This window comes from Sinorhizobium sp., assembly GCF_059070375.1.
This window is the reverse complement of record NZ_JCACWC010000002.1, coordinates 254,311-276,956: the sequence shown is the minus strand read 5'-3', so window position 1 is coordinate 276,956 and position 22,646 is coordinate 254,311. Positions and strand designations below refer to the sequence as shown.

At 60.4% G+C, this 22,646-nt stretch carries 19 protein-coding genes and 2 pseudogenes; 8 read left to right on the top strand and 13 right to left on the bottom strand.

What is annotated here, in order from left to right; all coding sequences use genetic code 11:
* Positions 1-2 precede the first annotated feature (2 nt).
* From AC5J09_RS05945 to AC5J09_RS05930, 4 genes and pseudogenes are all read right to left on the bottom strand, one after another.
* Positions 3-1,013, bottom strand: coding sequence for a glycoside hydrolase family 25 protein (locus AC5J09_RS05945; protein ID WP_324763863.1), 1,011 nt, complete (start codon positions 1,011-1,013; stop codon positions 3-5).
* Between the two features lie 162 nt (positions 1,014-1,175).
* Positions 1,176-2,306 (bottom strand): extracellular solute-binding protein, encoded by a 1,131-nt coding sequence (locus AC5J09_RS05940; protein WP_324763864.1) that lies wholly within the window; start codon positions 2,304-2,306, stop codon positions 1,176-1,178.
* Positions 2,303-3,463 carry a CaiB/BaiF CoA transferase family protein gene (locus AC5J09_RS05935; protein WP_324763865.1) on the bottom strand — a complete coding sequence of 387 codons (1,161 nt, stop codon included), beginning with the start codon at positions 3,461-3,463 and terminating at the stop codon, positions 2,303-2,305. The genes AC5J09_RS05940 and AC5J09_RS05935 overlap by 4 nt, the downstream gene beginning before the upstream one ends.
* Before the next feature lie 357 nt (positions 3,464-3,820).
* Positions 3,821-4,248, bottom strand: a pseudogene (locus AC5J09_RS05930) (SOS response-associated peptidase family protein); the annotation flags it as partial.
* A gap of 109 nt (positions 4,249-4,357) precedes the next feature.
* Between AC5J09_RS05930 and AC5J09_RS05925 the strand changes: the two are divergent.
* The gene (locus AC5J09_RS05925; protein ID WP_324763866.1) at positions 4,358-4,948 is read left to right on the top strand and encodes an SOS response-associated peptidase; all 591 of its coding nucleotides are present in this window, start codon (positions 4,358-4,360) and stop codon (positions 4,946-4,948) included.
* A gap of 186 nt (positions 4,949-5,134) precedes the next feature.
* On the opposite strand, the gene rctB is transcribed toward AC5J09_RS05925, so the two are convergent.
* The 3 genes from rctB to AC5J09_RS05910 form a co-directional block, all read right to left on the bottom strand.
* The gene (gene rctB / locus AC5J09_RS05920) at positions 5,135-5,509 is read right to left on the bottom strand and encodes an SMa0974 family conjugal transfer regulator (RefSeq protein ID WP_324763867.1); all 375 of its coding nucleotides are present in this window, start codon (positions 5,507-5,509) and stop codon (positions 5,135-5,137) included.
* A 54-nt stretch (positions 5,510-5,563) separates the two neighbouring features.
* Positions 5,564-6,808: an 8-amino-7-oxononanoate synthase family protein gene (locus AC5J09_RS05915; protein ID WP_324763868.1), complete on the bottom strand. Its 1,245-nt coding sequence runs from the start codon at positions 6,806-6,808 to the stop codon at positions 5,564-5,566.
* Between the two features lie 184 nt (positions 6,809-6,992).
* Entirely contained in the window at positions 6,993-7,742 is a 750-nt protein-coding gene (locus tag AC5J09_RS05910) for a winged helix-turn-helix transcriptional regulator (RefSeq protein ID WP_324763869.1), read from the bottom strand.
* Between the two features lie 246 nt (positions 7,743-7,988).
* Here AC5J09_RS05910 and AC5J09_RS05905 point away from each other — a divergent pair.
* A pseudogene (locus AC5J09_RS05905) lies at positions 7,989-8,906 on the top strand (nucleotidyltransferase and HEPN domain-containing protein).
* 147 nt (positions 8,907-9,053) lie between these two features.
* Positions 9,054-9,284: a Y4oE-related protein gene (locus AC5J09_RS05900; RefSeq protein WP_324763870.1), complete on the top strand. Its 231-nt coding sequence runs from the start codon at positions 9,054-9,056 to the stop codon at positions 9,282-9,284.
* 79 nt (positions 9,285-9,363) lie between these two features.
* Here AC5J09_RS05900 and AC5J09_RS05895 read toward each other — a convergent pair whose 3' ends face one another.
* From AC5J09_RS05895 to rctR, 5 genes are all read right to left on the bottom strand, one after another.
* Positions 9,364-10,062, bottom strand: a complete 699-nt coding sequence (locus tag AC5J09_RS05895) for a winged helix-turn-helix transcriptional regulator (protein WP_324763871.1) — start codon at positions 10,060-10,062, stop codon at positions 9,364-9,366.
* Between the two features lie 20 nt (positions 10,063-10,082).
* Complete coding sequence (locus tag AC5J09_RS05890; protein ID WP_324763872.1) at positions 10,083-10,859, bottom strand: SDR family oxidoreductase; 777 nt, start codon at positions 10,857-10,859, stop codon at positions 10,083-10,085.
* Positions 10,856-12,568, bottom strand: a complete 1,713-nt coding sequence (locus tag AC5J09_RS05885; RefSeq protein ID WP_324763873.1) for an acetolactate synthase catalytic subunit — start codon at positions 12,566-12,568, stop codon at positions 10,856-10,858. Before AC5J09_RS05885 ends, AC5J09_RS05890 begins: the two co-directional genes overlap by 4 nt.
* The gene (locus tag AC5J09_RS05880) at positions 12,565-13,926 is read right to left on the bottom strand and encodes an aspartate aminotransferase family protein (RefSeq protein ID WP_324763874.1); all 1,362 of its coding nucleotides are present in this window, start codon (positions 13,924-13,926) and stop codon (positions 12,565-12,567) included. The genes AC5J09_RS05885 and AC5J09_RS05880 overlap by 4 nt, the downstream gene beginning before the upstream one ends.
* A 102-nt stretch (positions 13,927-14,028) precedes the next feature.
* Positions 14,029-14,727 carry a GntR family transcriptional repressor RctR gene (gene rctR, locus AC5J09_RS05875; protein ID WP_324764633.1) on the bottom strand — a complete coding sequence of 233 codons (699 nt, stop codon included), beginning with the start codon at positions 14,725-14,727 and terminating at the stop codon, positions 14,029-14,031.
* A 281-nt stretch (positions 14,728-15,008) separates the two neighbouring features.
* On the opposite strand from rctR, the gene AC5J09_RS05870 reads away from it, so the two are divergent.
* From AC5J09_RS05870 to AC5J09_RS05850, 5 genes are all read left to right on the top strand, one after another.
* Positions 15,009-16,127, top strand: a complete 1,119-nt coding sequence (locus AC5J09_RS05870; protein WP_324763875.1) for an ABC transporter ATP-binding protein — start codon at positions 15,009-15,011, stop codon at positions 16,125-16,127.
* Complete coding sequence (locus AC5J09_RS05865; protein WP_100670689.1) at positions 16,124-17,014, top strand: ABC transporter permease; 891 nt, start codon at positions 16,124-16,126, stop codon at positions 17,012-17,014. The genes AC5J09_RS05870 and AC5J09_RS05865 overlap by 4 nt, the downstream gene beginning before the upstream one ends.
* Entirely contained in the window at positions 17,004-17,870 is an 867-nt protein-coding gene (locus tag AC5J09_RS05860; protein WP_324763876.1) for an ABC transporter permease, read from the top strand. The genes AC5J09_RS05865 and AC5J09_RS05860 overlap by 11 nt, the downstream gene beginning before the upstream one ends.
* Positions 17,871-17,921: 51 nt before the next feature.
* The gene (locus tag AC5J09_RS05855; protein ID WP_324763877.1) at positions 17,922-18,995 is read left to right on the top strand and encodes an ABC transporter substrate-binding protein; all 1,074 of its coding nucleotides are present in this window, start codon (positions 17,922-17,924) and stop codon (positions 18,993-18,995) included.
* Positions 18,996-19,499: 504 nt separating this feature from the next.
* Positions 19,500-21,230, top strand: coding sequence for an adenylate/guanylate cyclase domain-containing protein (locus tag AC5J09_RS05850; protein ID WP_324763878.1), 1,731 nt, complete (start codon positions 19,500-19,502; stop codon positions 21,228-21,230).
* Positions 21,231-21,397: 167 nt separating this feature from the next.
* Here the strand turns inward: AC5J09_RS05850 and AC5J09_RS05845 are convergent, their stop codons facing one another.
* A complete protein-coding gene (locus AC5J09_RS05845) occupies positions 21,398-22,618 on the bottom strand; it encodes a cytochrome P450 (RefSeq protein WP_494297173.1) in 1,221 nt (406 codons plus the stop codon).
* Positions 22,619-22,646: the final 28 nt, after the last annotated feature.

Genomic DNA, 22,646 nt, shown 5'->3' with positions numbered 1-22,646 from the left:
CCTCAGCTCGAGCGCGCCGCCACCCAGTTGTGCCAGTCTTCCTCGCTGCCGTTGAAGACGTTGAGGTCGATCCGCCCGTCGACGCCGTGGGACAGGCCCGAGCCCGAATATTGCCAGAAGATCCATTTGCGCCCGGGATAAACCTTGGACGGGTGCGCCGCGACCGAGCGCAGCCAGAAGGGATGATTGGGGAACGCGCCCTGCAGATTGTCGCGGTAGAAGTCCGGCGCGGTATAGATGATCGGGCGCTGGCCGTAGTGGCGCTCCAGCTTGTCCATGAAGACCTGCATCTTTTCCCGCACCCGCTCCGGCGACGGACGCCGCTTGCAGCTCGACTCGCCGTTCCACTCGACATCGATGACGGGCGGAAGCGCGCTCGGATCCCGGGGCACGTTGCGGATGAACCAGTCCGCCTGCTCGCCGGCCGTGCGGCACCAATAGAAGAAGTGGTAGGCGCCGCGTTTCAGCCCGGCCTCGTCGGCCCGGCGCCAGTTCTTCTTGAACATGGGATCGAGATGGTCGCCGCCGTCGGTCGCCTTGATATAGGCGAAGTTGGCGCCTTGCGTGCGCAGCTTCGCCCAGTTGATTTCGCCCTGCCATCGCGAAACGTCGACGCCGTGAACGGCGAGTTTGCGCGGCGACCGGGTACCGAAATTGATCGGATGGGCATCGCGGAAGCTGTGGCTGTAGACGCGCGAGCGGCCGCGCGGCTCGCGCGCGGGATTTTCAGGAGCGAGCATCGCAATGGGTCGCTCGGCCGGAACCGGCATGCCCACCGTCCTTTCCGCCGGCATGAAGGCCTGCGGCTCGGGAACGGTTCCCGCCCAGGCGAGCGCCTCCGGCTGAGGCGCCGCTTGCGCGGCAGCGGCACTGACCTCCGCCGAAGGAACCGGACTTGCCGGACGGGCGACGGAGCTCGTCGTCTCGCGCGAGGGCCTGCTCCCCCCGAAGCCGCAGCTCGTTAGTGCCAGGCAGGTTATGACGATCGCTGAGACAGCCGAAAAAGGACGCATGAGGACCCGCACGCAATACAAAAGCCGACGGCAACCGCGCCGTCAGGACCCACTGACGAGACTTGCTAACGGGAAATTACCAAGAAAGATTGAATCCAATCTTTACGCGGGCAGAGTTGCGAGGCCGAAAGTGCCGCAAGCGGATGAGGAGCGATTTCGCTCTCAGCGGAAACTCGCAAGAAACAGCCGGTTGAGCTCTTCGACCACGAGCCTCGGCCTTTCCCGGTTCCGCAGCCCCTTGTTCAGGCGGTCCGAGCCCGCCTGCTGGAAGGTCATGTAGCCGTCGTGGCGTGGCCGCAGCCAGGCGCCTTCGAGCGTCGCCCGCGTCGCGCGGTAGAAATCATGGGTCGCCGCATTAACGGTATCGTCCTGCCAGGCCTCCCCATGGCCGGGCTGGCCGCCGGATGCCGCATAGAGGCCGCGCTGCACGCCGCCGCTTGCAACCCAAAAGGCGAAATCAATCGCCTGTTCCGGCGCCTGCGAAAAGGCCGAGACGGCTATGCCCGTCCCGCCGAGCGCCGAGCCGACCGGCCCGGCAGTACCGACGGTCGGGAAATCGCCAAAGCGGACGAGCGCCGGGCGAAAGCCGGCTATGGAATAGCTGACATAGCCGTAGATAAGCGGCGCGCAGGCGGCGGGCGAGGCCTCGGCCGCCATGACCTCGAGCACCGCGATCGGGTCCATTCCGAAGCATGCGGGGTCGATGAGTGCCGAGATTTCCTGCAGCAGCTCGACCGCCATGGCACCGGTTTCGGCGTCGACGAGATCGCCCTTACCGGCGCTGCGGCAAGGACGGCCGAGATTGCCGCAGAGCGTGTAAAAACTCATCAGCGAATGCGGCGGCCTGAGCGGCAGGAGGACGCCGCCGCTGCGCGCGAGCGCGAGCATATCCCGCCAGGTCTGAAGGCGATCCGTCCGGTCCGGCCGCCAGGCCTGCACCTGGGTCGCCGCGTCGATCGGAAAGGCCCATTGCCGTTCGTTCCACGCGTAGCTCCGATAGGACGGGCCGACGCTTGCCGCCGAGAGCGCCTGCCGCTCCGCCTCGCGGCCCGCCACGTCCAGGGGCAGCAGGCAATTCTCGCCGGTGATCTGCCCCACATGCGGATGGTCGATGACGATCAGGTCATAGTTCCTGGCCAGGGTCTCGACCGGAAAGGTCTCGAAATCCTGCAGCGACCGCTTCTCCCAACGGATCTCGACGCCTGACTTTTCCTGCCAGGATTGCGAGCAGGCCACCATCGGATCATAGCCGCGCGGGTGGTTCCAGGTCATTCCCTTGAGGACGACGCTCATAGTCCGAACTCCTCCCTGATCGAGCGGCCATGCTCACCGATGCGCGGGGCGGCGCGCTCGACGCGCGGGCGGCGGCCGTTGATCCTGAGCGGCGAGCGCGTGGTGGTGATCGATACGTCGTCTTCGCGCATCACCGTCTGCAGCATGTCGAGCACCTGGAAGCCTTCGCTTTCCAGAAGCTCGTTCCAGTCGAGCACGCGCGCGCACCAGATATCGGCCGGTTCCAGCACCGCCAGCCATTCGTCGGCGGTGCTGAGCGCGATGCGGGCGGCAATCAGCGCCTTGATGCGGTCGCGCTCGGTAAACCACGAGGACGGGTCGTCGCGATAGGGGGCGAGTTCGTCGATCTGAAGCAGGTCCGCAAGCTTCGGGATCGGCGTCATGGCGATCGCGAGATAGCCGTCGCTCGCCGCATAAACGCCGTAGGGTGCGGCGAGATAGGCATGGGCGCTCCGGAATGCCGACCGCTTTGGCAGACGGCCGCCGTCGTTGAGATGCGTGGTCAATACCTCGAACTGGAAATCGACAAGCGCCTCCAGGAGGCTCGTTTCGACGAGGCTTCCCTTGCCCGAAATGCCGCGCCGCACCAGCGCCGCGAGAATTCCTTGAGCGGCGGCGGCGCCGGCCAGCATGTCGCCGATCGCGAGCCCGAAGGGAACCGGCCCCTGCCCTTCGTCGCCGTTCAGCCACATGACGCCCGAGCGCGCCTGCGCCAGCAGATCCTGGCCGGGACGCTTCACCCAGGGGCCCTCCTCGCCATAACCGCTGATCGAGGTATAGACGATGCGCGGATTGATGGCCCTGACCGCCTCATAGTCCAGCCCCAGCCTTTCGATGACGCCCGGCCGGAAGTTCTGGATCACGACATCGGCCTGCGCGAGAAGCCGCTTCAGTGCGGCAAGATCGGCCTCGTTCTTGAGGTCTATCGCAAGGCTTTCCTTGGCGCGGTTGATCGCATGGAAAATGGTCGAGTCGCCGCCGATCTCGGTGTCGCTCAGATAAAGCCGGCGGGAAAGATCGCCGCCATCCGGCCGCTCGATCTTGATCACCCGGGCGCCGAGATCCATCAGCCGCAGCGAACAATAGGGGCCGGAAAGAAACTGGCTCATGTCGACGACCACCAGGCCTGAAAGCGGCAGTTCGGATTCTGTTGTCATGCGTGGTTACTCTTCCCTTATGCAGCGGCAACCGGATGTGGACGCCATCCACCTGGACCAAACGAAGCGCTCTCGTCTTCTTATTTGAATACTTAATTCACATATAGGTGGCTTTGACAAGCCGCAAAAGGGACCGAATTCGCTGCGTGGCGCGGCTGACTGCCGGAAGGGAAACAACGGAAGGACTGGCGATACCTAAACGGATTGGGAGACGCGCTGGCGCCATCGAGAGGCGCCCGGAATGGCGCGCATGGGCAACACGTTACAGGGCTCACCGGCTCCGCGGCATTTCCTGCAACAAGCTTCTGTCCAAGATGGCGTCTGGCCAGAACAAGCCGAATGGGACGCAGACCCGTCCAGTATCGCCTGAACCGGAGAGGTTGGATGTCGCGAGACCTGGAAAGTCCCTGCCGGCTGCGGCCGCAGAATTTCGTCTTCGCGGAACAGTCCGTCGGCCAGGCCATGCGTTGACGGCGGGTGAGTACCGCCATCTGGCGGTCGTGGTACGGCGCGAGATCGGCATTCGGCTCCATCGTCAGGATGGCATACTCCGGCCGGGCCGGGTCGCCGGCCGCCAAATCCCCGCGAAATGAACCAGTCACCTTTGGTGAGCGAGAAGCTGAAGTTCCTATGGCGAAACTCGGACGCGGGCACCCAGGCAGCGGCGGGCGGGGAACGTCCGGCCTTCCGATCGGACGCCGTTCACGGCGCCCGCCAACGTCGCGCGGTCGCAGGCCACACGGCCGCTCCACCATCGCCACTTCGCCGTCATGGCGCCTTATGATAACGTGGCGCTCGTCGAGCGGACTTCGGACTGGAAACCTTCGCGCGCGTCATAATTAGAACATGCCAGGAACACGATTCGGAGACAATCGGACCTGAGACGGAGGATGCATGTGCAATGATTATCGGCTGATGACGGATGTCGCCTCGATCGTCGAGGACTTTGCCGAGCTCAAGATCAAGATCCGCTTCGGCGAAGGCACCCCGAATCTCGAAGCCCGTGAGGACATCAAGATCACCGATGTTGGGCCGATCGTCAGGGCGATCGACGGAGTGCCCGATGAGGCCGAGCTCGTACAGCGACGCTGGAGTTGGCCGCGGCCGAACAAGCGGCCGGTGTATAACTTCCGATCAGAGGGACGGGAGTTCAATTCCAACCGCTGCCTAATTCTTGCCGACGGCTTTTACGAGTTCACCGATCCGAAGGATCCGAGCAAGAAGCGCAAGGACAAGTGGCTGTTCACCAAGAAGGACGAGCCGATCTTCTGCATCGCCGGCATCTGGCGCAACACGCCCGAGGTCGGGCAAGCCTTCACCATGCTGACGATGGCGCCGGGGCCCGACATCGCTCCGTACCACGATCGACAGATCGTGATCCTTGAGCGCAATGTATGGACTGACTGGCTGAGCCCGAGTGTTTCTGCGAAGTCGCTGATCAAACCCCTTCCGGTAGACACGCTATCGGTAGAGCACGTTGGCTAGAGTCTGCTCGATTCTTGATGTGTTCGCGGGCTTCAAATCAGCTTGAGCTTCGTCGCCTGGGCCTGCGTGCCGACATTCAGCGCCCTGCGAGCATTTTCATGTGGATGTTCGCGTAGGTCATGTTCTCGATGGTGGTGATTGCTCTGCGTGTCCAACGTTCCTGCCGTTAGTCGTTTGTGGTGAACTTCAGCCGTGGCGAGTTTCTCGCGTTTCATGCACTTCATCTTGGCTCGGATGTACACGTCCGCCCGCTACAAATGGTGTTTCACCGACCGGGCGCCAAGCGAATTCCTCGGGCTCCAATGCTGTCAGCTTCAGAATGCTGCCCTCCAATGCCGTTCGTATACCATAGTAAGAGATGACGTCTGTCGCGACGACCCGCATCAAAATCCCTCTACCGACAGCTCTCACGACGGCCTCGCCATCGATGAACTTGAAGGTCTTTTCCATTCCGTTGTCCACGATTGAGACGCAAAATTCGGCAAACCGTTGGGAGACCGTCTCGATGAGGTTCCTTGAACCGGGGACGGAGACACAGCACTCCGAGAGGTGCTCATACATGTTCGCTCCTTGTAAGTTTCAACGTTGGGCGTGGTCTTGGTGCAGCACAGGCTCTTATCTGTTCGTCAGCACGTCTTGGATCGCGGTGCCCACCGCCCGGATGTCTTCTTCAGAGTGTCCGGCCGTGGGGCAAAGCCGCAACCCTGCCCTCCCCCGTGCAACGGTGGGAAAGAAGATCGCCGACGTATAGAAACCGCGGTCGAGCAAAGCTCTTGCGGCTTCAATGGCCGTCACCTCGTCGCCTATCTCGACCGTTCGTATCGGCAACGGTGAGCCTTGCTGGTCTGTGGGAACGAGGCTGTCGAACAAGGCGATTCTGCTTCGAAGTCCCTGTTGTAGCTTCGTGAGTTCTTGCGTTAGGTGCAGTTGCTGCGACGCGCGCGCCGCGCCGATTGCCGCGACATTCAGCGACGCCGAAAACGCATGAGCGACCGCGAATCTTCGAAACAGTTCCTCTTGCCGCGCCGTTCCAAGCATGATCAAGCCTCCTGAGGCGCCGAAGCCCTTTCCGAGCGAAGCCGCAATTATCGTCCGCTCCCCAAGGTGCCCGCTCATTTGCGATCTGGCAAAGCCTTCCCCGTGCTTGCCGAAGATTGATATGCCATGTGCGTCATCTATATAGAGGAAGAGGCCATAGCGGTCCTGCAGGCGCCTTAGCTCCTCGATGTCGGCGCTTCCGCCCATCGAATAGACGCCGTCGCAAACGAAGGCGACCGATTCGTTCGCGCGGCAGAGCATCTCGAGCGCGTCGAGATCGTTGTGAGCAATGGTCTCGACGCGAGTTTCGGCGGCAATGGTTTCCTTGTGAAAGGCAAGCGTCGCGTGGGCGAAGCGATCGAACACCATCAGCGGCTTAACGCCACCTGTGAGATGCCCGGAAGCAATCAGCGGCAACGCGCTCATGTTAGCTGCGAGCACTGTGGTATAAGTAATCACACGCGCATCGAACAACTCCGACAGCGCCGCCTCCAAGTCACCGAGAATCGAGAAATTGAGACGCGTCCTTGCGCATGACCAATGAAGCGCGCCGTAATCTTTCAGTGCGTCAACGGCACCCGCAACGACCTGCGGATGGTTGTCCAAGCCAAGATAGGAGCAACGCACGAAGTCGACGACCCGACGTCCCCGGTCATGGGTTAGTGCCACGGCGCGATTCTCTAAGGGTCGCCCGTAAATCGCCATCAAGCCCTGAAAATGCGCGGCATCGAAATGGCTTTGGGCGTACTGAATTAAGCTGGCGGTATTCCTTTGGGCACCCTTGCCAGAAATACTTCCCTGCCCTGGCGCTTTTTCTTCCATTCTAAAATCTCCCGAGACTTGAGCGGCGAATGCACGGGAGATTTATTTGTTTAGGCGCTGAACTCAACGAAGTATTTGCGAAATATCTTCACGCTGAATTTCGCATTCCGCGTAAAATTACGGTTGAGTTTTCCTTTCCCTGCACTTTTGAAAAAAATATGAGAAGTGTGAAACGTATCCGAACTCAATCGGGGCCATAATCAATGTCGATCGCATAGCCGGTGGCCCGTATTGTGCGAATAAGAGGATGACCGGTCAGGCGCTCAAGCTCCCGACGCAAGCGACCGACATGCACATCCACGGTGCGCGGCTGCACGTAGCGATTTGATGGCCACGCCGCTTCGATCAGTTCCAGACGGCTCCGCACCCGGCCTGGTGCCTCAAGCAGGCATCGCAGCAGGTTGAATTCGATGGCACCGAATTGAACGTCTTCATCACCATATCTGACGAGACGGCGCCCAGGCTCGAGTCTTAACTCGCCAAAGGTCTCAGCGGCGTCTTCGCTAGCGGGATGTGTCGGCTGCTTATCATTCGCACGATTGTTCGGCAGAGAACCAAGGTAAGCAAGCAGCCTTGCCGGCGAGACCGGGCGCACGAAGTTTTCGTCAACCCCCGCTTTCAACAGTGCTAGATAGTGCCGCTCATTGCCCGACGAAACGAGGGCGATAGTCGGGATACGCGAGGTTACGTCGTTAGCCTTTATGGCGGCACATGTTCTCACCGTGAGCTCTGAATCCTCTGCTGAATCCAGGATGATTGCTGTGGCCGGCCTTAGCACAGCCTGATCCACTACCTCTTCTTCGCTCACCAAAATCGTCTGAAAGCCCTCGGACGCGAGGATGTGTGCAAGCAGCACGTAGAAGTTCGCATTACCAGAGCAGATCAGGACCAAGTGTTTTGTGTGCTGAGCCTTCGTGCTTTCAAGCTGTCTCATCGCCGTTCTCTTCCCGATATTTGATGTCACAAAAATCGGAAATAGTATGGTCGCGGCTCCTACGTAATCCCTAGAATTTTAGAGATATTGCGCGAAATAGCCATAAACGTGTAAACGCCACGCGCTTTTCGTTCTATTTTGTTGCAACATTTTTGTTGAATTTCGACGTGAGATGGGCACTCTGTGGGATCAGCGAACCGGGTTAGCTATTCATGCACCATGACATCAGAGAACGCGCCAGAACCGATGAAGACCAGCCTCGACCATCTTCCGCTTCGAAAACAGCGCGAACTCGCGCGCATCGTCGAGGTCCTGCACGAGGAATTCGAGGACGCCCTCAAGGAGGGGATGGCCGACTTCGAGAAGCTTGGCCGCATTCTGAAGATCATCCTCTTCGGTTCTTATGCCCGATGAACATGGGTCGACGAGCCGCACACGAGGAAGGGACACAAATCGGATTACGATCTCCTGATCGTCGTCAACCACAGGAAGCTCACAGATTTTTCGACCTACTGGCACAAGGCGCAGGAGCGCCTCATGCACTTGCCGGAGATCGGACGCCAGTAAGCCTCATCGTTCATTCAAGACGGGAAGTAAACAGGGCACTTTACTATGGACAGTATTTTTTCTTCGAAATCCGCCGCGATGGCATCCTCCTCTATGAGCGGGACGACGGGCCGCTGGCCGAACCGAGACCGCGTACGTCGGCCCGCCCTGCGAATAGCGGTCGAGCATTTCGACGACCGTATGCCGCATGCTCGGAAATTCGCGAAGGGCGCCTCGTTCTATCTGAAGGAGCGCGATCCGAAAGAGGCTGCGTTTTTGCTTCATCAATCGATCGAGCAGGCGTATTCAGCACTCTTGCTTGTCCTGACGAGCTACAGCCCTGCATCCCACAATCTGAGGCATCTGCGCAGCCTCGCCGAGGAACGAGATCAGCGACTTGCTGAGGCTTGGCCGCGCGATCAGCATCAATATCTAGCGTGGTTCAACATCTTGAATGGGGCTTACGTCAAGTCTCGGTACTCGAAGCGCTATGAAATCAGCGAAGAAGCCTTTGCCTGGCTCGTTGAAAGAGCCCGTCGGCTGATTGCCGACGTGGAAGCGATCTGCATCGAACATCTGGATCGCCTTCGAAAACACGCAGAAGATGATCTCGACTGAGTCCGGAAAGGGACAGTCTTCGCTTGTGATAGACACATTTGCCAGGGACGGCACGATGAGAACCAAATGGTTCTGTGGCTCGCGAAAGCTGAGTTCCAACGTCCGGCAACCCATTGATCCCCTGCGCCGGACAGCAGGAGGTTCAGCGTGTCCAAGATTTTTTCCAATCCCGCCATCGGGGAGCAAAGCCCCCGGAAAGACGACTTCTGGCAGAAGCATCAACAGGAGGAAGTGGTGGAGGCGGCGATCGGCCTCTATGGCAACGAAGCCGCAATTGCGGCCGCCTATTGCGCGCTCGAGGCCTGGACCGAACGCCGACACGGCGATTACGGCTTCTGGTTTGAGGTATTCCTACGGCTTAGAAACCGCTTGATTTAGCAGTTCATCTATTCAGAGGGCGCGCCTTGCGGCTGTCAGTGGTCGAGCAAGGCGCTACCCGGCCTAAATTGGGAAACGCTCAATTTCGCGCTGGCGGAGCGAGCCCGTCGAGCGCGTAGCCAATGGACCGTACGGTGCGGATAACATCTGGCCCATAGTGGTTCAGCGCGCGCCTGATGTGACCGATATGGATATCGACAGTGCGGAGCTCGACTTCAGCTTCAGGCGGCCAGCCCGCGGCGATGAGATCGTCACGACTGTGCACCACATTTGGCATCTTCATAAGATGCAGAAGCAGTCTGAACTGTAGCGCGGAAAGGCTTACAGTGTGGCCGTTTCGCGTAACACGAACCCTGGTGACATTCATCTCGATATCCGCGTGCCGGAATATCTCCTCGCGTGAGACGCCACGGCGGGAGTCGTCGGGCAAGTTCGTTTGAATGCCCTTGAGGAACGCGAGCAGGTGTCGCGGATCGTAGGGACTGCATATGACCACGTCGATCCCGAGACTGCTGAGATCCTTGCTCGGTGCATTCGCAAAGACGGCGACTGGCGGGCGGTCGCTGATTGCCTTTATGCGGCGGCAAAGGGCAGGCGCCTCCAGGCGTCGATCGGAACAATCGACCAGGACAGCGAGCGGCCTTTCGGTCTCGATTGTACCAATCAGTTCGCTCGCATCGGAGCGAATCTGGACGGGAAATCCCTCGGTCTCGAGAATGTACTCGAGCAGAAGAAAGAGCTCCGCATTGCCCGTATAAATCAGCACACCCGCATGCATTCCGCACCCGGTCTCCAACTTCAAAGTGGCGCGTATTCTCCGCCATTGACGTCTATGATCGCGCCATTGATGAAGGCTGCTCCGTCGGAGGTCAGGAAACCGATGGCCGCCGCGACTTCTTCAGGCTCCCCCAGGCGGCCCGCGGGAATGCGGGCAACTGCTGTGCGATTGACCTCGCTGTCACGCGGACCGGCCATCTCCGTGGCAATCCTTCCTGGCGCAACGACATTCACCGTAATTGAGTGCGCCGCGTACCGTGAGACCAGCGAGCGGGCAAAGCCCGCAAGTGCGGCTTTCGAGGCGACATAGGCGGTGCCCGCGATTTTCGGGAGCGCACGACCGGCAATGGACCCGACAAGAACGACCCGGCCAAAACCTTGCGCGCACATGCCGGGCAAGACCGCCTGGCAGCAAAGCATTGTCCCGGTGAGGTTGACGGAAAGAACCGTGTTCCATTCTTGGAGTGTGATCTCTTGGAATGGGGTCGGCCCGTAGAGCCCCTTGGGCGATATGCCGGCATTGCAAACGAGAATGTCTGCTCTGCCCCAGCAATCGTCCAATTCCCGAAAGAATGACGTTATCTGCGCCGGCTCACCGAGATCGACAGCGCGCGCGAACACCCGCTCGGAGCCGAAATCCTGACAAAGAGCTTGGTCGGCGCTTTCAACATTGACGAGCTTCTGCCCGAAGAGGGCGACCCGGCATCCACGCTCCAACAAGAGACGGGATGTTGCCAACCCGATACCGGAAGTGCCGCCGGTGACGACGGCAATTCGTGCTTTAGAATCGCAACTCATGCCGCTTCGTCCATCTTTGCGAAGAGTGAGAGGGGGGGATGCGCCGCCGGGTCGGTCATCACTTCGATCAATAGCGGCCCCTGGTCCATGCCACGGTGCAAGTGATAGGCAAGCTCACTCGGGTCTTCGACACGAACCGCTGGGCAGCCGCAGGCTTCCGCCAATTTCGCGTGATCCACCTCGGCAAAGTGGCATGCCGATGTGAAGTTCCCGAACTTCACCGTTTCCGCATCGCGCTGGAAACCGAGGATGCCGTTGTTGAGGACGACGATTGCCACAGGAAGCTTCATCCGTATCATGGTCTCAAGCTCGGCCCAGCTGTGAGCAAAGCCGCCGTCACCGACAATCGCAATGACCGGCTTATCCGGTCGGGCAACCTTGGCCCCGATCGCGAGAGGCACCCCCCAACCGAGCCCCGCCAGCCCGCGCGGCGTGATAAAGCGCATTCCGCTCGCTCGCGCTCGGAGTTGGCCCAGGACCCACATAGACGAGTAGCTCGCATCGGCGACGACCGTTGCGTCGTCGGTTAGCAGGTCCTGGAGTTCGGCCATAATCCGCTCTGGGCGTATCGGTCGGGAATGCGATGTCACCACGTCGTGGCGATCAAGCTCGAACTGCTTCCAATATTGATGGATACATTCCTCCAGTCGCGCGCGATCCCCATGCCGCCGCGTGAGGTCGACGCGGGTGAGCGCCGCTCTCAGGGCGCCAAGCGTTTCCCGGGCATCGCCCACCAACCGAATGGCTTCGTAGTTACGTCCGATCTCCACCGGATCGACATCAATGTGCACGACCGTCGCGCTGGAGGGAATTTGCTGCCAATTGTCGGTGCCGTTCTGGTTGGTACGCGTTCCGATTAGAATGACCAAGTCCGCACTTCCGACCAAAGCGGACGAGTATCGACCGAGTGAGCGCGGCCCGACCAGTGACCCTAACACTCCGGCCGAAAGCGGATGAAATTCGTCCACCGCCCCCTTCCCCATGTTCGTGGTGAGAATCGGCAGGCACGCTTCCTGCTGGAGCGCAGCAAGTTCTGCCGCGGCGCCGCCGCAATGAACGCCTCCGCCGGCGATAATAATTGGGGCTCGCGCCGCTGCGATCAGAGACGCGACCTCTGCTAGTGATTCATCCGACGGGCGGACGCGATCCAAGGGCCAGTGGCCCAAGTTCTTTAAGCGTACGACCGCCGGAGATTTCGCCTCGGCACGCAGGAGATCGGCTGGAAGCAGCAGAGCGGCTGGGCCGGCACGGCCTGACGACGCGGCCGTAAATGCCGCGTCCACATAGTCGTCGATCCGCTCCGGAACCGTGACACGCCGCACCCATTTAGTGCAGGACTGGAAGAGAGCAATCTGATCAAGGTCCTGAAAGGCATTCCGGTCCATTTGGTCTCGCTCGACATCCTGCACAAGCGCCACGATCGGCACGCTAGCCTTCAACGCCTCGGCCAGCGGGGGCACAAGCAAAGTTGCCGCGGGGCCGTTTTGGGCGGCAACCACAGCGACTTTGCCGGAAAGACGGGCATAGCCGTCGGCCATCGCACCGCCCATGTTCTCCTGCCGGTACGCGATCTGGCGAATGCCGATCGCTTCCGCTGCAAGGATGACCGCCGATGGCAGGCTTTGGCCAAATATGAATTCCACATCGTGCCGGCGAAGAATCGTCGCGATACGCTGCGCAACGGTTTCGTTTGGGGTCTGTTGCGTCATTGCGCGCACTCCTTTCCGGATTGGATTTCGGCCTGAAGAAATTCGTCAAATGCACTGAGGATAAGGTCGATGTCGCTGTCGACCATTGGCGTCGAAAGGCAGGCGGCGGCTCCATAGGGGAGAAGAATGCCCGCTTCCAGCAAGTAGCGGCTCATTCTTCGCATGAGGGAGGCCTCCTCGGCGCTCAGATAGGCATCGCGATATTCGAGCGGCGCGATGCGCTTCGGATGGATGCGGAAGAGCGAGGCGGCGCCGGTCACCGAGAAGCGCGCGTCGCGCTTGGCAATGCTTGCCCTCAAGCCCGCGCGCAACCTCTCGCCCATCGCTTCGAGGTGATCGAACGCGTCGGGGGTCATCGCCTCCATCGCTGCCCGGCCAGCGGCCATTGAGACCGGATTTGCGGAAAACGTGCCACCCTGCGGCAACAACGGTTTTCCATGTTCGGTGCCGAAAACGCGCATTACTTCCTCGCGGCCTCCAATGGCACCGATCGGGAAGCCGCCTCCGATGATTTTGCCGGCCGTGGTCAGATCGGGTTTCAGACCGTAGCGTGCTGAGGCCCCGGCATAGCCCTGCCGAAGATTGAGCACCTCGTCCGCGACAATCAGGATTCCGTACTTGCGTGCCGTTTCCGACAATGCCTCGAAGAAGGCGGGCTCCGGATGCAGCAACCCCGCCCGGCTGGGCATGGGATCGATCAGTACACAGGCAACGCGGTCGCTCGCCGCGCTCAAGCGCGCTTCAAGGCCCTCGACGTCGTTGAAGCGCAGAAGATGGACCTCGTCGGCGACGCTTGAGGGAGTGCCGCGATAGGTCGGAGCTGCGACGGACATTGGCGCCCAGCCGCCCTTGCCGGGCGAAACCTCCTGTCCAGCCTCTGCCCAGTCATACGCGCCGTGATAGGCGCCTTCGATGCGTGCGATAGCGGGCCTGCCGGTGAAAGCGCGCGCGGCCTTGATCGCGAACATGACCGCTTCCGTTCCGCTGTTGACGAAGCGGACCCGTTCCATTGCGGGAATGCGGGTCGTCAGAAGTTCCGCGAGCGCGATTTCATGCTCCGTCGGGTTAGCGAAACAGGTTCCCGAGCGTAGCAGGTCGACGACAGCCTCCGAGGCCGGTGCGAAGCCGTGCCCGTGAATGAGCGTGGTAAAATTGTTGTTCAGATCGAGGAGCCGGTTCCCGTCGACATCGACGAGATAAGCCCCCTCGCCGCGCTGGACATAGATCGGAAACGGGTTCCTCTCCACCGTGGCGCGGGTGGTTCCATCCGGGAACACGGCCTTGGCGCGGTTGAATAAATGTTTTGACCGACTACGCGCAGACGCCTGCCGCAGCCTATTTGTTGCTTGAACGAGCATAGTTCCGGCTTCCTGAGGTGAGAAATCGACCGCTCGCTTTGCACGAGCTTCACAATTTTGTTGCAACAAAAATGCAGCCCGTCAAGTCCATGCAACAAAATCTTAAGCCAAGGAGCTTGCACCCCTCTCCAGAGAGGCGCGCTTCAGCCGTCGATATCCATCGCGAATATCATTTTCCATCGCCGCCCTGAGGCTTGCCGCGTCACGCTCCGCGAGAGCCTCCATGGCGATCTCGTGGTTGCGAACACCGTATTTCTCCTCGGCAAACTCTGGGTAGAGATTGTGCAAGGACGGCCCGATCCTCAGCCATAGACTTTCGATCATCGAAACGAGCTGGGGAAGACCCGAGAGACGATAGATCATAAAGTGGAATTCCTTGTTGTGCCACAGCGCTTCCGCATAGCGCTTTTCATCGAGGGCGGAATTGATAAGCTCTTGTAAGCACATTAGTTCTTCCACGTCTGCCGGCGTCCCGTGCTGGGCGGCCTGCTCGGAAGCCAGCCCCTCAAGCGCCAGGCGAGTGAGCGTTATCTCTCGAAGGTCGGCCGCGTCGAGAACTGGGACGACAACCGTCTTCGGCCCGGTGTAAACAAGCGCGCCTTCGCTCGTCAGACGATTGATCGCATCGCGCGCGGGCGTTGTGCTGACATCGAGGTCTTGGGCGACTGCGCGCACCGTCAACTTATGGCCTGGCAGATAGACGCCACGGATGATGCGCTCCTTCATTTCCCGATAGGCGGCATCCCCCAGCCGTTTCGAGGCTCTCTCAAGATCTGGCGATTCGGTTGCATTGTCCGCCATTTTGCTCTCTCGATCGGTTGACACTGTGAATTTTTGATGCAACAAAAATGAAGTGTGAAGGTTTTGCAAAGCTTTTGTCGCGCCAGCGGCTATTAGCAGCTTTCACATGCTCCGTCACGCGGGCCGGCGACAAGCGGCCCGCGGGGCACCAGAAACCTCGGCAAGAAGCGCATCGTCCTGACTCGTCCCGGGTCGGAGGAAGGCTTTTCATTGCGGCCGGAAGCGGCCGTCTCCAGGGGAAGACGCCGAAGAGCGTCCAACAGCTGAAAGGAAAGGCGGATTTGATCGGTCAATCTCTGTCCCTTGCGGGACTTCAAAAACGATACGGCGAAGCCCTTGCGGTTCGCGAGCTGTCGCTCGACGTCGCAGCCGGGGAATTTGTCTCGCTGTTGGGGCCGTCCGGCTCCGGCAAGACAACAGCCTTGACGATGATAGCCGGCTTTGAGGCTCCGAGCGCCGGCAGGATCGCCATCGGTGGCCAGGACGTGACTTTTCTTGCGCCAAATCACCGGAACATCGGAATGGTGTTCCAGAAATACGCGCTTTTTCCGCACCTGACGATCCACCAGAACATCGCATTTCCGCTCAGGATGCGTGGGCGGATGCACAAGACCGCGATCGTGCAGCGCGTCGAGGAGATGCTGGAACTCGTCCAGCTCTCCGGCTACGCGGAGCGCTATCCCAACCAGCTTTCCGGTGGCCAACAGCAACGGGTCGCCGTGGCGCGGGCTTTGGCCTTCGAGCCACCCGTCCTTCTGATGGATGAACCACTTGGCGCCCTCGACAAGAAATTGCGAGAGGCCATGCAATTCGAGATCAAACGTCTGCAGGAGCGACTTGGTGCCACGGTCGTCTACGTAACCCATGATCAGGATGAAGCGCTGACGATGTCGGATCGCGTCGCCATAATGTCCGACGGTCGCTTGATGCAGATGGGTACGCCGACGGAGCTCTACCGGCAGCCGAAGACGGAGTTCGTCGCGGACTTCATCGGCCGGATGAATTTTATTGATGGCGATTGCCTCGACTGCACGGCTGAGCAAACGGTTGTTCGCTTATCGGAGAGAACGGTGCTCAACCTCCGTTCTGCGGCAAGCGAGCGCACGCGCAAATATGATGCCGGAACGGCTCTGCGTGTGGCAATCCGTCCGGAACGGATGCGTCTTGCGAAGCGCGGCGATGGTGGCGCCGACGCGCTGCCGGGCGTCGTCGATGCCGCTGTGTTCATCGGTTCGACATACATCTTTCTCGTCCGCCTAGCCGATCGCCCGGAAGCAAGCCTGCAGGTACAGGTCGCTGCTGACGGCGTCATGCCATTCCAAAGGGACGACGCCGTGGACATCGTCCTTGACGGCGCAGCCGCGCACGTCTTCCCCATAGCGGAGAGGTGCGCCGCATGACGCGTTCACTGGCATCACTCTCATCTTCATTGACATTCCGCCGGTCGAGCTCCGCGCGCTTTTATTCGCCCACCGCCTCCATGGCATTGGTCACGCCCCTCCTCGCGGTCCTGCTGACCGGGTTCCTGTATCCGGTCGCGCGGCTGATCGCGCTGAGCTTTTCCGGGGGAACACTTAGCCACTATCGGCGTATTTTTACCGAGCCGCTTCATCTCGACGTTCTCTTCAGCACGATCGAGGTCGCCCTTGTCGTGACGGTTGCAAGCCTGCTGTTGGGTTTTCCCGTCGCCTACACGATGGCGCGGCTGAGCAGGGGCTTGGCAATGGCGGTCGCCGCCTGCGTCTTCATCCCCTTGTGGACTTCCGTCCTCATCCGCTCCTATGCGTGGGTCGTCCTTCTCCAACGCAACGGCATCATCAACAAGCTGCTCGTCGATACGGGGGTTACGGAAGGGCCGTTAAAGCTGATCTATACCCAGGGCGCGGTCATCCTCGCGATGACGCATGTGCTGATGCCCTTCATGATCCTGCCGATTTATTCGGCACTGCGCGCATTGCCCCCAGACTACGTGCGTGCCGCCCGCAATCTCGGCGCCGGGCCCATCCGTACCTTCGTCGCCGTAACGCTTCCGCTCAGTCTGCCGGGTGTTTTTGCCGGCAGCGTCATGTGTTTCGTACTGGCGCTCGGCTTCTACATCACCCCGGCGCTGGTTGGTGGGCCCGGCTCGATGCTGATGGCGACGCTCATCGGCCAGCAGACAACAGTCCTGCTCGATTGGCCGTTCGCGGCAGCACTTTCGACCGTACTCCTCGCCGTTACTCTCCTTTTTGTTCTCCTGTTCCGCAGGACGCTATCGCTCAGCAAGGGATTGAACAGTGTCTATTGATCACGCACAGATGCCGGGCCGGATTCCTGCGGTCATGGATATCTTCGCTTCTCCGACGATCCGCGGCTATTCGAGGGCGGCGGGGATCATTGCCATCGGCGCGGGGATCGGATGTATTCTCTTCTTCCTGCTGTTGCCGACGCTGATCGTGCTACCGATGTCGCTGAGCGAAACTGACCATATCGAGTTCCCGCCCCAGGGCCTGACACTCAAATGGTACAGCGCCTATTTCAATGATCCGGACTGGATGGCAGCGACGTGGTTCAGTCTTAAGATCGCCCTGGCGACAACCGCGACAGCGACTGTCGTGGGAATCATGGCTGCGCTCGCGATCGTGCGGGGATGCCTTCCGTTCAGATCTACATTGCAGGCACTCGCGCTCGGGCCGATGATTGTTCCCCACATCATCCTGGGCGTCGCGCTCTACCTCGCCTTCTCGCCCCTGCAGCTCACCGGCAGCTTTTTCGGATTCCTCATCGCGCACACCGTGTTGGCAATCCCCTATGTGATCATCACCGTCACGGCGTCGCTGCAGCGCTTCGATCCGACGCTCGAGCTGGCGGCGTTGAACTGCGGGGCCAACAGGCTGCAGGCATTCTTCCTGGTCGTTCTGCCGAACATCGTCCCAGGTGTCGCAGCGGCGGCCGTGTTCGCCTTTCTCGCCTCATTCGATGAAGCGACCGTCGCGTTCTTCATATCGGACATCGGTGGCAAATCGATCGGGCGCAAGATGTTCGAGGATATCGATTTCAACCTGACGCCGGTCATTGCCGCGGTCTCGACGGTGCTCGTCGCCACTTCCCTCCTGCTCATGGGCACGGTTCACCTGCTGAACGCCCGTAAGCCTCGCTCGTGAAACCGAGGACTGCCACTTCTCAGCATCTGAATGAACAAAGGATTATGTTTCATGACGTCTCTCCTCTCACGTTCCACAGCAGTGATGAAGCCGACTGTTGCCGGATTTCTATCCTTGATAGCCTTGTCGCTTCCGACATTCGCCGGCGAGCAAGTCATCATCGCGTCGACCGGCGGCGCTTATGACAAGGCTCTAAGGGAGGCCTGGTTCGATCCATTCACGAAGGCTACTGGCATCGAGGTGGTCACCGTCGCGGCGACGAACGCCGAAATGCGAGCCAAGGCTGCGGCCATGGTGAAAACGGGAAATGTCAATTGGGACCTCTATCTCGACGGCGAGATCCAGGCCGCCTCAAAGGCGCATCGCGAAGTGACAGAGGATCTAACGGAGTTCTGCCGCCAATTTGCCGATCGCGAGGATCTCAGCGCCAATGCATGCTCCGCTGGCGGGGCCCTGCTGCAATCCACGGCTACGCTGTTGGCCTACAGAACCGGAAAACCCGGAGAACCAGTTCCCGCAACATGGGCCGATATGTGGGATACAGGGAAATTTCCGGGCGAACGCGCATTTCCGAACTTCGATGATCCCTGGCGTGTCATGGCGGCAGCACTGCTCGCCGATGGTGTCAAGCGCGACGAATTATTTCCGCTCGACATCGATCGCGCGTTGGCTAAGCTCGACAAGATCAGGCCTTCCGTCACGCTGTGGTGGAAGACCGGCGATCAGAGCGTGCAAGGGTTTCGCAATGGCGAGTACTCGCTCGGGCAGATCTGGTTGACGCGCGCAAAGGCGATGCAGAATGAGGGGCTGCCGATCGACTGGTCCTACAAGGCCGCCTTCCTCGTCGGCGACCGGATAGCGCTGCTGAAGGGCGCGCCGCACCGTGAAAACGCGCTGAAGTTAATGGCCTTCTGGCTGGACTCCCCCGCGGCGCAGGCAAAAGCGTGCGAAACTCTCTCCTGCACACCCCCGAGCAGCGATGCGATCTCGATGATGTCGGATGAGGCGCGCAAGACGATGCCGCAGGGTGACGACGTTCGGGATCACGTCATTCTTCCCGACGCGGAGTGGATCAACGCCAATGCTGCGATGATGTTGCAGCGCTGGAACGAGTGGATTCGCTGACTGCACCAGCGCCCCGCGTGCATGGAGGCGAGGCGCACCGGTCTCGGAGCGCCTCCGCCTTGGGAACCGTCTGAAGGTGAAGCGGATGCTCACCCCGAGCCAAGCGTCCTCTTTGGGGGGAGCCGAGGTTCACGCAAGCACCGTGTACGTCCTCGTTTGTCCAGAAGCAGTCGCACGACAGTTTCTGATCAGCAGCCGGGAGCGACCCATAGTCGACGTCCGAGATACTCCCGCTTAATGAGCACTTTGAACGCGACAGTTGCCGTTCTGTTTCTGCGGTACGTAGGCTGCGCCTGCCCGCCTCAGCGCGCCCGCAGGGCCCTCGTAGTCGGAGCGAGAGGTATTTAAACGCCATGACTTGTGGCGTCGGACCTTTTATAGGCTCAAGAAGAGAGCGTCGCCTTCCCAGCCGGCAAATCGACACGCAGTGCCATGAAGCTCTTAAGCGGCTTCCTCGTTCCAGCAATAAAAGCTAAAATTTCGTGCCCGAGTGTGGAGAGCGGGATGAAGCGGCGGATCGAACGGCGGCTTGCTGTCATTATGGCTACGGATATTGTCGGCTATTCGCGCCTGATGGAGGCCGACGAGGCGCGCACGCTTGAGGCAATAAAGCGACTACAGGCCTCGATATTCTCTCCCACCATCGACGCATGCGGCGGTCGGATCGTGAAGCTCATAGGGGATGGAGCGCTGGTCGCGTTCAACTCCGCCGTCGACGCTGTGGAGTGCGCGATAGCGCTGCAAAAAGACCTGGCGCATGATCAGGAGGAGCTACCGTCTGACGAGCGCATCGTCCTTCGAATCGGCATCAATCTCGCCGATGTCGTCATAGAAGGAGATGATCTGCTGGGAGACGGCGTCAACATCGCTGCCCGGCTTGAGGCATCAGCCGAGCCGGGAGGAATATGCATCGCCGACGTCGTACATCGCCAGCTTGGCGGAAAGTGCCGGGCCGCTTTTGTGGACAGCGGCGAGATCTCACTCAAGAACATCGCCAAACCCGCTCACGTCTGGCGTTGGAAGAATGCGCCAGTAGCCGCGCCGTCGGCATGCTCGATAGCTGCGCGGACGTCCATCGCCGTGTTACCGTTCGAAAGTCTCTGCAGCTCCCCGGACCAGACCTTTTTCAGCGATGGCATCACCGAAGACATCATCGGCGGCCTCGCAAGATTTCGCTCGCTTTCCGTTATTGCCGCAAGCTCATCGTTCCGCTTTCGCAGCAAATATACGGGCCGGAAAGAGATCGGCAGGAAGCTGGGCGCCACCTATCTCGTCGAAGGCAGTGTTCGCCGTTCGGGCGAGCGTATACGCATCACGACACAACTCATCGAAGCCGCCAGCGGCACGCACCTGTGGTCGGAGCATTACGACCGCGACGTGACTGACATTTTCGCACTTCAGGACGAGGTGGCGAGGATGATCGTCTCGACTCTGGTGGGGCATATCGAGAGCGCCGATCTTCGCCAGGCAATGCGCAAGCCGACTACAAGCCTTGTGGCTTACGAATTCTACCTGCGCGGGCTTGTGCATATGCGCAGCTATGGCGCAGACGACAATCGGCAGGCCTCTGAGATGTTTGAGGCGGCGATCGAGCGCGACCCGCAGTTCGCGCTGGCGCACGCCCACCTGGCCTTGGCAAGGATCGCGCTCAACGGCTATGCCAACGCGCCTCCATTCATCCTTGACGAGGCGCTCTCCCTCGCGCGGAGGGCGGTCTCGCTCGACGAAGGCGAAAGCGGCTGCCAGCGCTTGCTTGCTCTCATTCATGTCAACCGGAGGGAATTCGAACTTGCGGAACGACACTATCGCCGTGCTCATCAGCTCAATCCGAACGATGCAAACACGTTGGTTCAGATGGGGGGCTTGCTTGCGCGTCGGGGCAAGCTGGAAGAGGCCATGGAATGGATCGATGAGGGTTTCCGATTGAACCCGTTTCCGCCGCCATGGTACAGCGCCGCGCTTGGCAATGCGCTCTATATTCTTGGCCGCTACGAGGACGCTGCAGCGGCGCTCAAGGAGCTCCCCAATCCGGGGCCGTTTACCTGTGCGCGCTTGGTCGCGTGCTACGCGCAGGCCGGCAATACAAATGCAACCGAGACCGCGAGGGCGCAGCTACTGAAGCTGTGCCCCGATTTCTCTACGGAGGATTTCGTCAGGCGAGGTTTGCTGCTGGAGCGTCCGGAACAACTGGAACTGTTCCGCCAAGGCCTGCTGAAGGGGGGATTGCCCAAATGAGCAACGGGTGGGAACCGGAAAGATCGACCCGGTGCGGTCATTTCGGGTCTTGACGCGAACGTCTTGAGTGGTGCGGAAGGCAGCCAGGGGACGTCCCCCATATCTCGGCCGCACGTCCGATCGTTGCGCCACTACCGCGCCGAAGATTGGAGCGCCCGCAGACTTCTTCACGCCGCGAGCGTCACGGGCAGTTGTGTCAGGGCGCGAATCCCAAGGCGCTTGCGCCACCTGATGTTCGATAAATCGCTGTTAAGGCTCATGTCTGGAAAGCGCGTCAGGACGCGTTCGAACGCGATTGCCGCCTCCGCCCGGGCGAGTTGGAAACCGAGGCAGAAATGCACGCCGGTACCGAAGGAGAGATGCGGATTTGGATGGCGCGTGATGTCGAAACGGTGCGGCTTCTCGAACTTGGCAGGATCGCAATTGGCCGCCGCCAGGAAAGCGGCGATCATGTCGCCGCGGCGAAATTGCTGTCCCTGCCAATTCATGTCGCGTCTTGCGAAGCGCGGCTTGGTCATCTGCACCGGCGAGACGTAGCGCAGGCACTCCTCGACGCAGGTGGGCATCAGGTTTGAATCATTCTGCAGCCGAAGCCGTTCACCCTCGTGCGACAGCAGCGCGAAAAGCCCGCCGGCAATCAGATGCGTGGTGGTTTCCTGTCCAGCGCCGAAGAGCAGGAAGATCATCGAGACAAGTTCGTCCTCGCTGAGCGTCTGCCCCTCCGTTTCGGCATCGCGCAACGTGGCGACCAGGCCGTCAAGCAGAGCTCCGCCTCCCGGCCGCGAGACGCGGCGAAGATAACGCACCACACGGACAACGCCGGGAACGGCGCGGATGATCGCGCCAATATTGGCAGTGTCCGTCAGACCGCCGAGCCATCTCTTGAAGCGATCGTGATCCTGCTCCGGCAGGCCGAGCACCGCGCAGATCACCGAAAGCGGCAGGTCCCGGCAGAACTCGGACATGAGATCGACCTTCCCCTTTGCCTCCAGGCGATCGAGGAGCCGATCGGCGATCTGCGTGATCAACGGCTTCATGGCCTCGATGGATCGACGCTGGAACGCCTGGTCGACCAGATCGCGCAGCCGGCGGTGCTCGGGATCGTCGTAGCCGATCATGTTCAATGCAAGAAGGCCGATCGTTCTCGGCAGGAATGTCAGAATTCGCGCCTGGGTCCTGCTCCCCGCATTGGCGGGGTCGCGCGCGAAGCTCTCGTGATCCTTCAACAGCGCCGCACAGGCGTCATGTGTGACCGCGAACGATGTGCGGCCGAGGATCGGCAACTTCATGCGAACAACAGCACCCTCCGCTCGCATGCGGTCGAACGTGGGGAGGGGGTTCGCGTGGAATTCCGGCGACAGGACATCGAAATCATGCAGCTCGACCATGCTTGTCACTCCGAGAGCTTCCTTTAAG

Bases quoted from the DNA above. Each gene is read 5' to 3' on its own strand.
- AC5J09_RS05935 (WP_324763865.1), bottom strand. From the start codon at position 3,463: ATGACAACAGAATCCGAACTGCCGCTTTCAGGCCTGGTGGTCGTCGAC.
- AC5J09_RS05885 (WP_324763873.1), bottom strand. From the start codon at position 12,568: ATGACGCAACAGACCCCAAACGAAACCGTTGCGCAGCGTATCGCGACG.
- AC5J09_RS05925 (WP_324763866.1), top strand. From the start codon at position 4,358: ATGTGCAATGATTATCGGCTGATGACGGATGTCGCCTCGATCGTCGAG.
- AC5J09_RS05850 (WP_324763878.1), top strand. From the start codon at position 19,500: ATGAAGCGGCGGATCGAACGGCGGCTTGCTGTCATTATGGCTACGGAT.
- rctB (WP_324763867.1), bottom strand. From the start codon at position 5,509: ATGTATGAGCACCTCTCGGAGTGCTGTGTCTCCGTCCCCGGTTCAAGG.
- AC5J09_RS05890 (WP_324763872.1), bottom strand. From the start codon at position 10,859: ATGAGTTGCGATTCTAAAGCACGAATTGCCGTCGTCACCGGCGGCACT.
- AC5J09_RS05845 (WP_494297173.1), bottom strand. From the start codon at position 22,618: ATGGTCGAGCTGCATGATTTCGATGTCCTGTCGCCGGAATTCCACGCG.
- AC5J09_RS05855 (WP_324763877.1), top strand. From the start codon at position 17,922: ATGACGTCTCTCCTCTCACGTTCCACAGCAGTGATGAAGCCGACTGTT.
- rctR (WP_324764633.1), bottom strand. From the start codon at position 14,727: ATGGCGGACAATGCAACCGAATCGCCAGATCTTGAGAGAGCCTCGAAA.
- AC5J09_RS05940 (WP_324763864.1), bottom strand. From the start codon at position 2,306: ATGAGCGTCGTCCTCAAGGGAATGACCTGGAACCACCCGCGCGGCTAT.
- AC5J09_RS05895 (WP_324763871.1), bottom strand. From the start codon at position 10,062: ATGCATGCGGGTGTGCTGATTTATACGGGCAATGCGGAGCTCTTTCTT.
- AC5J09_RS05880 (WP_324763874.1), bottom strand. From the start codon at position 13,926: ATGCTCGTTCAAGCAACAAATAGGCTGCGGCAGGCGTCTGCGCGTAGT.
- AC5J09_RS05865 (WP_100670689.1), top strand. From the start codon at position 16,124: ATGACGCGTTCACTGGCATCACTCTCATCTTCATTGACATTCCGCCGG.
- AC5J09_RS05915 (WP_324763868.1), bottom strand. From the start codon at position 6,808: ATGGAAGAAAAAGCGCCAGGGCAGGGAAGTATTTCTGGCAAGGGTGCC.
- AC5J09_RS05945 (WP_324763863.1), bottom strand. From the start codon at position 1,013: ATGCGTCCTTTTTCGGCTGTCTCAGCGATCGTCATAACCTGCCTGGCA.
- AC5J09_RS05910 (WP_324763869.1), bottom strand. From the start codon at position 7,742: ATGAGACAGCTTGAAAGCACGAAGGCTCAGCACACAAAACACTTGGTC.